Consider the following 12,754-nt stretch of genomic DNA (forward strand, 5'->3'; position numbering starts at 1 on the left):
CGGGCGGTGGCACTCCGGGGCGACCGTGCCGGGTCTACCATCCGCACCGCTCGTCCCTCGCGGCGCTCCCGCCAGACCCGCCACGACCCGGCACGGCCGCCCCTCCGGCCACCGCCCGGCGTCTCCCGAACGGGCCGCCTGGGCTCAGGCGCTCAGGCGCTCGGGCGCCCGCCCTCGACGACCTCGACGCACTGGCGCGCGATCGCGAGCTCCTCCATCGTCGGGACGACCATGACGAGCGTGCTCGTCCAGTCGGGGGAGACGACGCGGGGCTCGCCCGAGTCGACAGCGTTGCGGTCGGGGTCGACGGCGAGGCCGAGCGGCTCGAGGCCCTCGACGACGGCGGCGCGGACCGCGGCGTCGTGCTCGCCGACCCCGGCCGTGAAGGCGAGCACGTCGACCCGTCCGAGCACGGCGTGGTACGCACCGACGTACTTGCGCAGGCGGTGGATGTACACGTCGAACGCCTGCTGGGCGTCGGCGTCGCCGGCGTCGATGAGGCGCCGCAGCTCGCGGAAGTCGTTGACGCCCGACAGGCCCTTGACGCCGGACCGCTTGTTGAACAGGTCGTCGATCTCGTCGATCGTCATGCCGGCGTTGCGCGCGAGGTGGAACACGACGGCCGCGTCGATGTCTCCCGTGCGGGTGCCCATGACGAGGCCCTCGAGCGGGGTCATGCCCATCGACGTGTCGACCGCGACTCCGCCGCGCACGGCCGACGCCGACGCCCCGTTGCCGAGGTGCAGCACGATCGTGTTGAGCCCCTCGATGCGCCGGCCCAGGACGCGCGCGACCTTGCCGGACACGTACTGGTGGCTCGTGCCGTGGAACCCGTAGCGGCGCACGCCGTGCTCCTGCGCCACGGCGCGGTCGAGCGCGTACGTCGACGCGGCGTCGGGCAGCGACGAGAAGAACGCCGTGTCGAACACGGCGACGTGCGGCACGTCGGGCAGGAGCTGGCGGGCGACGCGGATGCCGGTGACGTTCGGCGGGTTGTGCAGCGGCGCGAGCGGGGACAGCTCGTCGATCTGGCGCTCCACCTCGTCGTCCACGAGGACCGGCTCGGAGAACACGGCGCCGCCGTGCACGACGCGGTGGCCGACGGCGTACACGTCGGCGTCGGACAGCTTCGGGCCGATCTCGTCGAACAGCCCGAGGGCGATGCGCAGCGCCTCGCCGTGGTCGGCGACGCGCTGCTCGCGCGACGTCGTGTTCCCGGCGAAGCGGTGCTTGACGATCCCCGACTCCTCGCCGATGCGCTCGATCGTCCCGGCGGCGATCGCCTCGCCCCCGACCGGGTTGACGAGCTGGTACTTCAGCGAGGAGGAGCCCGAGTTCATGACGAGCACCGAGCCGTGCGCCCCGTACGCGCTGTAGGGGTTGGGGCGCTCGCCCTCGGGCAGGATCGTCATGACGTGGCTCCCTGGGAGACGGGGGTCTTGGAGCCGGCGGGGGCCGGTTCCGTGGTGGCGGCGGTCGCCTGCGCCTGGATGGCGGTGATGGCGACGGTGTTGACGATGTCCTGCACGAGCGCGCCGCGCGACAGGTCGTTCACCGGCTTGTTGAGCCCCTGCAGGACGGGGCCGACGGCGACCGCCCCGGCGGAGCGCTGCACCGCCTTGTAGGTGTTGTTGCCCGTGTTGAGGTCCGGGAAGATGAACACGGTCGCGCGGCCCGCGACGTCCGAGCCGGGCATCTTCGACGCCGCGACCGACGCGTCCACCGCGGCGTCGTACTGGATCGGGCCCTCGACGAAGAGGTCGGGGCGGCGCTCGCGCACGAGCGCCGTGCCGCGACGCACCTTGTCGACGTCCGCGCCGGAGCCGGACTCGCCCGTGGAGTAGGACAGCATCGCGACGCGCTGGTCCACCCCGAACTGCGCGGCCGTCGCCGCCGACGAGATCGCGATGTCGGCGAGCTGCTCGGCCGTCGGGTCCGGGATGACGGCGCAGTCGCCGTACACGAGCACGCGGTCCTGCAGGCACATGAGGAACACCGACGACACGACGGAGACGCCCGGCTGGGTCTTGATGATCTCGAAGGACGGCTTGATGGTGTGCGCCGTCGTGTGCTTCGCGCCCGAGACCATGCCGTCCGCGAGACCGAGGTGGACCATCATCGTGCCGAAGTACGACACGTCCTGGACGCGCTCGCGCGCCTCCTCCACCGTGACGCCCTTGTGCGCGCGCAGCCGGACGTACTCGGCGGCGAACAGCTCGACGTGCTCGGGGTCGTGCGGGCTGAGGACCGTCGCGGCGTCGATGTCGAGGCCGAGCTCGGCGGCGCGGGCGCGCACGCGCTGCTCGTCGCCGAGGATCGTCAGGTCGGCGACCTGCCGCCCGAGCAGCGTCGAGGCCGCCCGCAGGATGCGGTCGTCGTCGCCCTCCGGCAGCACGACGCGCTTGCGGTCGGCCCGCGCGCGCGACAACAGCTCGTACTCGAACATCAGCGGCGTGACGACCTCGGGCCGCGGCACGTCGAGGCCCGCGAGGAGCTCCGCGCCGTCGACGCTCTGCTCGAACAGCGCGAGCGCCGTGTCGACCTTGCGCTGGGCGTCCTTGGTCACACGACCCCGGGCCCGGGACGCGGCGCTCGCGGTCCGGAACGTCCCGAGCTCGGTGCGGATGACGGGCAGGCTCGGGTCGAGGTCCGCGACGAGGCGTGCCGTCGACTCGGGCGGGAAGAACCCGCCGTTGAGGATGATGCCAGCGAGCGACGGGAAGCCGGACGCGGAGTGCGCGGCGAGCAGGCCGATGAGAATGTCGACGCGGTCGCCGGGCGTGATGACGACCGCGCCGTCCGTGAGCCGGTCGAGCAGGTGCTCGAACGACATGGCGCCCACGAGGAGGTCGCCCGCCTCGCGGGCGAGCAGGGCCTCCTCGCCGAACGCGAGCCGGCCCCCCACCGCCTCCATGAGGACGCGCACGGTCGGCGCGTCGAGGAACGGGTCCTCCGGTACCGCCCAGCCCGGCAGGCGCCCGCCGGGAGCGGGGGTCGCGGCACCGGCCCCGCCGGCGAGCGGCTCGCCCTCGGGGCTCAGCGCGCCGAGCAGGGCGCGGACGGGCTCGATGTCGTCGGGCGCGACCCGGTTGGCGATGACGGCGATGGGTTGCGCGTGCTGCGAGCGCAGCTCCGCCACGCTCACCTCGACGAGGTTGCCGACGGCGTCGGGCGTGCGGTCCTTGCCCGAGACGACGAGCAGGACGGGTGCGCCGAGGTTGGCCGCGACGCGTGCGTTGAACGACAGCTCCGTGGGGCCGGCGACGTCGGTGTAGTCCGTGCCGACCACCACCACGAAGTCGCACGCGCGCGCGACCTCGTGGTAGCGCGCCACGATCTGCGAGAGCGCCGCCTCGGGGTCGGCGTGGACGTCCTCGTACGTGACGCCGATCGCCTGCTCCGCGGTGAGGTCGACGCCGTCGTGCGCGAGCAGGAGCTCGAGGACGTAGTCCTGGACGTCCGTCCCCGCGGCGCGCGTGACCGGGCGGAACACCCCGACCCGCTGGACCTTGCGGGCCAGCAGGTCGAGGACGCCGAGCGCGATCGTGGACTTGCCCGTCTCGCCCTCGGGCGAGGTGATGTAGATGCTGCGAGCCGTCTCGCTCACTCGTTGTCCCCTCCGGTGTCCTGCGCCGCGGCCGGACGGCCGGTGTACTGCGGGCCGCCCTCCTCCGTCGCGGTCTCGCCCACGTCGGGCCACACCCAGTCGCGCACCTCGGGGACGTCCTCGCCGTGCTCGCGCGTCCACTGCCGGGCGCGCAGGCGCGCGTCCACCATGCGCTGGCGCAGGCCGGCAGCGCGCGAGCGCAGCGACGGGACCCGGTCGATGGCGTCGATGACCAGGTGGTAGCGGTCGATGTCGTTGAGCATCGCCATGTCGAAGGGCGTCGTGGTGGTGCCCTCCTCCTTGTACCCGCGCACGTGGATGTTCGGGTGGTTCGTGCGGCGGTACGTGAGGCGGTGGATGAGCCACGGGTAGCCGTGGTAGTTGAAGATCACCGGCTTGTCCGTCGTGAACAGGGTGTCGAAGTCCTTGTCCGACAGCCCGTGCGGGTGCTCCTTCTCGTCCTGCAGGCGCATGAGGTCGACGACGTTCACGACGCGGACCCTGAGGTCGGGCAGGTGCCGGCGCAGCATGTCCGCGGCGGCGAGGGTCTCGAGCGTCGGCACGTCGCCGGCGCACGCGAGCACGACGTCCGGGTCCTCGCCCTCGACCTCGCTGCCCGCCCACTCCCAGATGCCGAGGCCGCGCGTGCAGTGCGCGATCGCGTCGTCCATGGACAGGAACTGCGGCGCCGGCTGCTTGCCCGCCACGACGACGTTCACGTACTGACGCGAGCGCAGGCAGTGGTCGTAGGTGGACAGGAGGGTGTTGGCGTCCGGCGGCAGGTAGACGCGGACGATCTCGGCCTTCTTGTTGACGACGTGGTCGATGAAGCCCGGGTCCTGGTGCGAGAAGCCGTTGTGGTCCTGGCGCCACACGTGGCTCGACAGCAGGTAGTTCAGGCTCGCGACCGGGCGCCGCCACGGGATGTGGTTGGTGACCTTGAGCCACTTGGCGTGCTGGTTCACCATCGAGTCGACGATGTGGATGAAGGCCTCGTAGCTCGTGAACAGGCCGTGGCGCCCGGTGAGCAGGTAGCCCTCGAGCCAGCCCTGGCACTGGTGCTCCGACAGCATCTCCATGACGCGGCCGGCGCGCGCGAGGTGCTCGTCGACGTCCTGCCCGTAGAGCTCGGCGTTCCACTGCTTGTCGGTCGTGTCGTAGACCGCCTGGAGGCGGTTGGACGCGACCTCGTCCGGGCCGAAGATCCGGAAGTTGTCCGGGTTGAGCCGGACGACGTCGTTGAGCCACTGCCCGAGCACGCGCGTGGCCTCGGCGACCGATCCGCCGGGGCCGGAGACGTCGACGCCGTACTCGCGGAAGTCGGGCAGGCGCAGGTCCTTGAGCAGGAGGCCGCCGTTCGCGTGCGGGTTGTCGCTCATGCGCAGCGCGCCGTCCGGGGCGAGCGCCGCGACGTCGTCGACCAGGCGGCCGTCGTCGTCGAACAACTCCTGCGGCCGGTAGGACTCGAGCCACTCCTTGAGCGTCTGGAGGTGCTCCGGGGTGTCGCGCGCGCTCGCGAGCGGCACCTGGTGCGCGCGCCACGAGTCCTCGGTCTTCTTGCCGTCGATCTCGGGCGGGCACGTCCAGCCCTTGGGGGTGCGGAAGACGATCATCGGCCAGGCGGGGCGCTCGTCGCTGCCCTCGTGCGCCTCGCGCTTGATCTGCGCGATGTGGTTGAGCACCTCGTCGAGGAGCTCGGCGAAGCGCTGGTGCGCCTCCATCGGGTCCTCGCCGTCGAACCCGCCGGTGAAGAAGTACGGGGTGTGGCCGTAGCCGATCATGAGGTCGCGCAGCTCGTCGTCGCTGATGCGCGCGAGCACCGTCGGGTTGGCGATCTTGTACCCGTTGAGGTGCAGGATCGGCAGCACGACGCCGTCGTTGCGCGCGTTGACGAACTTGTTCGAGTGCCAGCTCGTGGCGAGCGGGCCGGTCTCGGCCTCGCCGTCGCCGACGACGGCCGCGACGAGCAGGTCGGGGTTGTCGAACGCCGCGCCGTACGCGTGGGACAGCGCGTACCCGAGCTCGCCGCCCTCGTGGATCGACCCGGGGGTCTCGGGCGCGACGTGGCTCGGGATGCCGCCCGGGAAGGAGAACTGGCGGAACAGCCGGCGCATGCCCTCGGTGTCCTGGGTGACGTCGGAGTAGACCTCCGAGTACGTGCCCTCCAGGTAGGAGTTGGCCACGAGGCCGGGGCCGCCGTGGCCCGGGCCCGCGACGTAGATCGTCGACTGACGGCGCTGGGCGATCGCGCGGTTGAGGTGCGCGTAGAGGAAGTTGAGGCCGGGCGTCGTGCCCCAGTGCCCGAGCAGGCGCGGCTTGACGTCGTCACGCGAGAGCGGCGTCCGCAGCAGCGGGTTCGCGAGCAGGTAGATCTGCCCGACGGACAGGTAGTTCGCGGCACGCCACCACGCGTCGACGCGGTGCAGCGTCTCGTCGTCGAGCGGCGCGACCTCGGCGGTGCGCCAGGTGGTGGGATCGGTGGCCGTGGTCGAGCTCATCTCACGCTCCTGCGAGAAAGGGGGTTCGCGGACGACTACGTCTTCATACAACCGCATGGAGCAGGCCGCTGCACGAGGTTCTCCGGCCTCGTGCGGTGTGACGTGCGTCGTGGGGCGAGAAGGGGACGAAGGTCCCGTCGCGGCGTCCCGACGCCGGGACCTCGGGCGGCCGTCGAGGGGCGATCGGCGGGCGACGGGCGGATTCGGGCGCACCCGCGCGGCGCCGCTACCGTGGGCACGTGCCCGAGACCGCCGTCCGTCGTTCCTTCTGGGCGGTCGCCCGCCAGCCGCGCATGATCGGCCTGCTCGTGCTGTTCCTCGTCGCCGCGGCGGTGTGTGCCCGGCTCGGGGTCTGGCAGCTCGACCGGGCCCAGCAGCGCGCCGACCTCGCGGCGCAGCAGCAGGCCGCGGAGGCCGAGGCCGAGGGCCCGGAGGGGCTCGGTGTGCTGCTCCCGCCGCAGACGACGTTCCCCGGGGAGCTCGTGGGCCGGCAGGCCTGGGTCGAGGGGGAGTACGACGAGACCGGCCAGCTCCTCGTGGCGGGTCGTGCCCTCGACGGCGAGGAGGGGTACCTCGTCCTCACGCCCCTGCGCGTGACCGACGACGGCACGGGCGGCGCGTCGTGGGCCGACCTGTCCGGGGCCCCGGTGCTGCCGGTGGTGCGCGGGTGGGTCCCCACGCCCGACGCGGGCGCGGCGCTCGAGGTGCCGGACGGCGTCGTGCGGCTCACCGGGTACCTGCAGGCGTCGGAGGCGGCGGGCGAGGCGACGCTGCCCGCCGGTCAGACGGACTCCATCGCCACGGGGGCGCTCGTCAACGACTGGGGCGGCCCGATCTACTCGGGCTACCTCGTGCTCGTCTCGTCCGACCCGCCGCAGGTCCCCGCCGCCGACGGCGGCCCGGCCCTGCTGCCGCGCCCGACGATCGAGGGCGGGACGGGGCTGGACCTGCAGAACGTGTTCTACGCGCTGCAGTGGTGGGTGTTCGGCGGCTTCGCCGTCCTGCTGTGGCTGCGGCTCGTCCGTGACGAGGTCGCGGGCGGCCGACGACGGGGACGCGGGGAGGACGCCGGCATCGCGGGCCTGCCCGTGGCGAGCGGGGCCGACAGTCGCGACGTCGACCCGAGCGCTCCGACGTCGCCCTCCTGACGGCCGGTCCCGGACGGGCGCACCGTTCTCGCGCCGGCCGCGGAGCCGTTACTCCTGCTGCCAGGAGTGCCAGAGGCGCGCGTAGTCGCCGCCCGCGGCGACGAGCTCGTCGTGCGGCCCGATCTCGCTGATGCGTCCGCCGTCGACCACGGCCACCCGGTCCGCGTCGTGCGCGGTGTGCAGCCGGTGCGCGATCGCGACGACGGTCCGTCCCTCGAGCACGGCGTTGAGCGAGCGCTCGAGGTGCCGCGCGGCGCGCGGGTCGAGCAGCGACGTGGCCTCGTCGAGCACGAGCGTGTGCGGGTCGAGCAGGACGAGCCGCGCGAGCGCGACCTGCTGCGCCTGCGCGGGCGTGAGGACGTGGCCGCCCGACCCGACCTCCGTCGCCAGGCCGTCGGGCAGCGCGCGCACCCAGCCGCGCGCGTCGACGGCGTCCAGCGCGGCGAGCAGCTCGTCGTCGCTCGCGCCGACGTCGGCGAGGCGGAGGTTGTCGGCGAGGGTGCCGACGAACACGTGGTGCTCCTGCGTGACGAGCGCGACCTGTCGTCGCAGCTCGGTGAGCGGCAGGTCCACGAGCCGCACGCCGCCCACGCGCACGGTGCCCGCGGTCGGGGGGTGGATTCCGGCGAGCATCCGGCCCAGGGTCGACTTGCCGGCTCCGGAGGGGCCGACGACCGCGAGCCTCTCTCCCGGCGCGAGGTCGAGCGAGACGCCGTGCAGCACGGGGTGGCCCGCGCGGTAGGCGTACTCGACGTCACGGGCGACGACCCGGTCGCCGGCGGGCGTCTCGTCCGTCGCGGTGCGGTCCGTCGAGACCTGCGAGACCCCGACGATGCGCGCGTACGACGCCATCGCGACCTGGATCTCGTCGAGCCAGAAGATGAGGTTCCACACCGGGCCGGCGAGCTGGAACGCGTACGTCGTCACGGCCACGACCGCGCCGAGCGTCGTCTGGCCCTGCGTGAGGAGCCACGCGCCCCACACGAGCGCCGCGACGGGCGCGACCGCGATCGCCAGGTCGATGCCGGGGAACAGCACGGTGCGCAGGCCGAGGGTGTAGCGCTCGGCGGCGAACGCCTCGGCGAGGTCGGCCCGCACGCGCGCCTTGCGGTGCTCGGCGAGGGACAGCGCGTCGACGGTCCGTGCGCCCTCGACGCTCTCCGTGATCGTGCCGTTGAGCGCCGCGTACGCAGCGGCCTCGCGCTGGTAGCCGGCCGACGCGCGGCGCAGGTACCACCGCGCGACCACGACGAGCAGCGGGACGCCGACGAACAGCGCGAGCGCGACGAGCGGCGCGACGACGAGCGACGCGACGACCGTGAGCACGAGCGTCACGACCGCGACGAGGAGCTGGGGGACGCCGAACCGCACCGCGTGCTGGATGCGGTCGACGTCGTTGGTGGTCCGCGCGACGAGGTCGCCCGTGCCGGCACGCTCGACGGTCGACAGCGGCAGGGACGTCACGGTGTCGACGAGCTCCTCGCGCAGGTCCGCGAAGACCGTCTCGCCGAACACCATGGAGATGCGCTGGGCGTAGCGGCGCAGCACGGCCTGGGCGAGCACCGCGACGGCGCCGACCGCCACGACCGTCGTGACGTAGGCCGACGTCGTGCCGGTGGTCACGGCGTCGACGAGCCGGCCGAGGAGCCACGGGCCGACGAGCCCGGCGACGGCCGCGAGCGTGTGCAGCACGGCGACGACCCACAGCGTGCGCCGGTGGCGCGCGAACAGCCGGGCGGCGGCGGACCGGGCGGCGGGCGCGTCGGCGACGGGGAGCCTCATGCGTGCTCTCCTTCCGGGACGGCGGTGCCGGCCGCGGCGGCCAGGACCGGGGAGGTGGGCTCGTCGAGGGAGCGCCCGACGACGCGGTGGTAGCGCGCCGCGTCGTCGTCGGGGGCGACGCCCTCGGCGTGCGCGCGCGCGACGAGGTCCCGGTGGGTCCCGCGCGCGGTGACGCGGCCGCCCTCGAGGAGGAGCACCTCGTCGACCTGCTCGAGCACGAGGGGGGACGCGGTCACGACGAGCGTCGTGCGCCCGCGCCTCGCCTGCGCGAGGCGTGCGGCGATCCGCGCCTCGGTGTGGGCGTCGACGGCGCTCGTCGGCTCCACGAGCACGAGGATCTCCGGGTCCGTGAGCAGGGCGCGGGCCAGGGCGACGCGCTGGCGCTGCCCGCCGGAGAGCGAGCGACCCTTCTCGGGGAGCTCGCCGTCGAGGCCGTCGGGGACGGAGTCGAGGACGTCGTGCGCGTCGGCGGCCGTCACGGCCGCCAGCACCTGCTCCTCGTCCGCGCGGCCGCGCGGGTCGAGCTCGTCCCGCAGCCGTCCGGAGAACAGCTGCGGGGTCGCCTCCGCTACGACGACCCGGCGCCGCAGGGCGTGCTTGTCGAGCTGGGCGAGGAGGGTCCCGCCGAGCCGCACGGGCGTGGCCGCCTCGGCCGCGTCGTCGAACCGGCCGAGGCGCGTCGCGACGGCGGCCGACGCGTCCGGGTCGGCGCAGACCAGGGCGACGAGCCGCCCGGGCTCGAGCACGAGGCCGCTCGTCTCGTCGACGAGAGGGCTGCCCTCGGGCGGCACGGGCGCGGTGGCCGGGTGGGCGCCCGCGGCCGGCACGACCGCGAGCACGCGCACGATCTTGCGCGCCGCGACGTGCGCGCGGGTCGCGATGTTGAGCATCTGCGTCGCGACCTGCAGCGGCCAGCCCAGGAACGCGGCGTACCCGTAGAACGCGACGAGCTGGCCGGGCGTGATGTCGCCGCGCAGCGCGGCCGTCGCACCGAGGTAGACGACGAGCACGACGAGCAGGCCCGGCAGGAGGACCTGGAGCGCGTCGAGGGTGGCCTGCGTGTGCGCGACCTTGACCCCGGCCACGCGCACCGCCTGCGACTGGCGCGCGTACCGGCTCACGAAGACGCTCTCGCCGCCGATCCCGCGCAGCACGCGCAGGCCCGAGACGGTGTCCGCGCCGAGCGTCGTGAGCCGGCCCTGCGCCTCGCGCTGGGCGGCCTGACGCTGCTGGAGGGGCTTGACGAGCAGGGCGAGCACCGCCGCGACGGCGGGCAGGCCGAGCACCACGACGAGCCCGAGCTGGAGCGAGGTCGAGAGCATGACGACCGCCACGACGACGTACGCCCCGAGCGCGCCGAGGAACTGGCCGAGCATGGAGAAGAGCTGGCCGACGCGCATCGCGTCGCTCGCCACGGTCGACACGACCTCGCCGGTCGGCAGCTCCTCGGTGATCGCGTCCCCCGAGCGCGCGGTGACGTCGCCCACGAGCTGCGATGTCGTGAGCGCGGAGCGGAGCCAGTTGGCGATGTCGAGGCGGTGCCCCACGACGCCGGTCACGACGACGCCCATGCCGAGGGCGAGGAGCAGGCCGGCCCACCGGAACAGGTCCGGGCCGAAGCCCGACGACAGGCCCTCGTCGAGCGCGCGGCCGAGCATGTAGGGCTGGAGCGCCTGGGACGCGAAGTTCGCGAGACCGAGCAGGACCGCGCCCGTGAGCACGGCGCCCTGGCGCCGCGCGAGCCACAGGAGGTAGCGCGTGGGCCCGCGCAGGTCGGGCGTGCCCGGATCGGGCTGAGGAAGGGGACGCACGGTGTTCTACCCTAGGTTCGGCGTCTGACAGGGGCGACGGATTATCGCGGCGCGAGCGCGTCACCGCGTCGTCGGCCCCGCCCGCCGGCGCCGGCGCGAGCCCGGAGTGAGGAACACAGCAGCCATGACCAGCCCCGAACCGACCACCGACCGCGTCGCGGCGGCCCCCACGGCCGAGGACGCCGCGCGGACGGCCATCCGCAAGGCGCGCGGCGCGCTCGCGCGCTACCGGGTCCTCGCGATCGTCACGGGCGTGATGCTGCTCGTGCTGTGCGTCGAGATGCTCGTCAAGTACGGGATCGGGGCGTTCGCGGACGTCGAGCCGTTCGTGCGCTACGTCGAGTGGGTGCCGTTCGCGCACGGGTGGATCTACGTCGTCTACCTCGTCACCGTGCTGGACCTCTGGGCCAAGATGCGGTGGGGCTGGGGCCGCCTGGCGACGATGGTGTTCGCCGGCGTCGTGCCCGTCATGTCGTTCGTCCTCGAGAAGAAGGTGCACGCCGAGGCGGAGTCCAAGCTCGCGGTGCTGGAGGAGCGGTACGCGTCGTGAGGCGTGCTGACGCCCCCGACCTGCCCGCGGTGCCGCGCCTCGCGCCGCTAGTCGCGCCGGGCCGCGAGCTCACGACCGAGGAGCTCGAGCGGTACGCCCGGCACCTGTCGCTGCCGGGCGTCGGGCCCGACGGGCAGCGTCGTCTCGCGGCGGCGCGCGTGCTCGTCGTCGGCGCGGGCGGCCTCGGCAGCCCGGCCCTGCTCTACCTGGCCGCGGCGGGCGTCGGCACGATCGGCATCGTCGACGACGACGCGGTCGACACCTCCAACCTCCAGCGCCAGGTGATCCACGGCGACGCCGACGTCGGCCGCCGCAAGGTCGACTCGGCACGCGACACGATCGCCGACGTCAACCCGCACGTGCGCGTCGTCGCGCACCCCGTGCGCCTCGACGCGAGCAACGCGCTCGACGTGCTGCGCGGCTACGACGTCGTCCTCGACGGCGCCGACAACTTCCCCACGCGCTACCTCGTCTCGGACGCCGCGGAGGTCCTCGGCATCCCGGTGGTGTGGGGCTCGATCTACCGCTTCCAGGGCCAGGTGAGCGTGTTCTGGGGGCGTCCGCGGTACGCCACGGATGGCGCCGCCGACGTCACGGACCACGGTTCCGGCGCGCCGTCGCGCGGGGTGACGTACCGCGACGTCTTCCCGGTGCCGCCGCCCCCGGGTGCGGCGCCCGACTGCGCGACCGGCGGCGTCCTCGGCGCGATGTGCGGCACCCTCGGCTCGGTCATGGCGACGGAGGCGCTCAAGCTCGTCACCGGGTCGGGGACGACGCTGCTCGGCCGCCTCGCCGTCTACGACGCGCTCGACCTCGCGTGGCGCGAGCTCGCCGTCGGCCCCGACCCCACCCGCGAGCCGGTGACGAAGCTGCTCGCGGGCGACGACGCGTACGCGGCCTTCTGCGGCCTCGCCCCTGCGGTCCCGGCGCTCGCGGGCGCGGCCGTGCAGGGCGGTCCGGGGGACGCTGCGGCGACGTCGTCGGAGGTGAGCGCGCGCGAGGCCGCGGAGCTGCTCGTGACCGCGGACGCGGCCCGGCCCGCCCCGTACCTGCTCGACGTGCGCGAGGACTGGGAGGCGCAGGTGCGACCGGTGCCCGGCGCGACGCTCGTCCCGAGCGGCTCGTTCCTCGGCGGTGTCCCCGGGGGCCCGGACGACGCCGCCCGCGCCGCCGTCGCCGCGCTGCCGGACGACCGGCCCGTGCTCGTCGTGTGCGCGGTCGGCGCCCGCTCGGCGCGCGTGGCCGACGTCGCGCGCGCGGCGGGCGTGGACGCCCGCTCGGTCGTCGGCGGTGTGCCGGCGCTCCTCGCCGAGCTCGCGGCCGCACCGCCCGCGCCGAGGTAGAGGGTTTCCGGCGAG

At 74.2% G+C, this 12,754-nt stretch carries 8 protein-coding genes; 3 read left to right on the forward strand and 5 right to left on the reverse strand.

Features of this window, described 5'->3' with window-relative positions; genetic code table 11:
• Positions 1 to 152 precede the first annotated feature (152 nt).
• The 3 genes from ACFTZA_RS07065 to ACFTZA_RS07075 are packed head-to-tail and all read right to left on the reverse strand — an operon-like array spanning position 153 to position 6,105.
• Positions 153 to 1,412 carry an acetate/propionate family kinase gene (locus ACFTZA_RS07065; protein WP_378192221.1) on the reverse strand — a complete coding sequence of 420 codons (1,260 nt, stop codon included), beginning with the start codon at positions 1,410 to 1,412 and terminating at the stop codon, positions 153 to 155.
• A complete protein-coding gene (pta, locus tag ACFTZA_RS07070) occupies positions 1,409 to 3,607 on the reverse strand; it encodes a phosphate acetyltransferase (protein ID WP_378192223.1) in 2,199 nt (732 codons plus the stop codon). Before pta ends, ACFTZA_RS07065 begins: the two co-directional genes overlap by 4 nt.
• The gene (locus ACFTZA_RS07075) at positions 3,604 to 6,105 is read right to left on the reverse strand and encodes a phosphoketolase (RefSeq protein ID WP_378192225.1); all 2,502 of its coding nucleotides are present in this window, start codon (positions 6,103 to 6,105) and stop codon (positions 3,604 to 3,606) included. The genes pta and ACFTZA_RS07075 overlap by 4 nt, the downstream gene beginning before the upstream one ends.
• A gap of 239 nt (positions 6,106 to 6,344) precedes the next feature.
• Here ACFTZA_RS07075 and ACFTZA_RS07080 point away from each other — a divergent pair, with 239 nt between their 5' ends.
• Positions 6,345 to 7,253, forward strand: coding sequence for an SURF1 family protein (locus ACFTZA_RS07080; protein WP_378192228.1), 909 nt, complete (start codon positions 6,345 to 6,347; stop codon positions 7,251 to 7,253).
• A 48-nt stretch (positions 7,254 to 7,301) separates the two neighbouring features.
• Here ACFTZA_RS07080 and ACFTZA_RS07085 read toward each other — a convergent pair whose 3' ends face one another.
• Together ACFTZA_RS07085 and ACFTZA_RS07090 are read right to left on the reverse strand one after the other, a co-directional pair.
• Positions 7,302 to 9,035 carry an ABC transporter ATP-binding protein gene (locus ACFTZA_RS07085; protein WP_378192230.1) on the reverse strand — a complete coding sequence of 578 codons (1,734 nt, stop codon included), beginning with the start codon at positions 9,033 to 9,035 and terminating at the stop codon, positions 7,302 to 7,304.
• Positions 9,032 to 10,846 carry an ABC transporter ATP-binding protein gene (locus ACFTZA_RS07090; protein WP_378192232.1) on the reverse strand — a complete coding sequence of 605 codons (1,815 nt, stop codon included), beginning with the start codon at positions 10,844 to 10,846 and terminating at the stop codon, positions 9,032 to 9,034. The genes ACFTZA_RS07085 and ACFTZA_RS07090 overlap by 4 nt, the downstream gene beginning before the upstream one ends.
• 124 nt (positions 10,847 to 10,970) lie before the next feature.
• Between ACFTZA_RS07090 and ACFTZA_RS07095 the strand changes: the two genes are divergently transcribed.
• Positions 10,971 to 11,396 (forward strand): DUF3817 domain-containing protein, encoded by a 426-nt coding sequence (locus ACFTZA_RS07095; RefSeq protein WP_378192235.1) that lies wholly within the window; start codon positions 10,971 to 10,973, stop codon positions 11,394 to 11,396.
• Entirely contained in the window at positions 11,393 to 12,739 is a 1,347-nt protein-coding gene (locus tag ACFTZA_RS07100) for a ThiF family adenylyltransferase (protein ID WP_378192237.1), read from the forward strand. The genes ACFTZA_RS07095 and ACFTZA_RS07100 overlap by 4 nt, the downstream gene beginning before the upstream one ends.
• The last annotated feature ends 15 nt before the right edge of the window (positions 12,740 to 12,754 follow it).

Origin of the sequence: Cellulosimicrobium sp. NPDC057127 (assembly GCF_042670945.1) — a bacterium.
In the GTDB taxonomy this organism is placed as follows: domain Bacteria; phylum Actinomycetota; class Actinomycetes; order Actinomycetales; family Cellulomonadaceae; genus Cellulosimicrobium.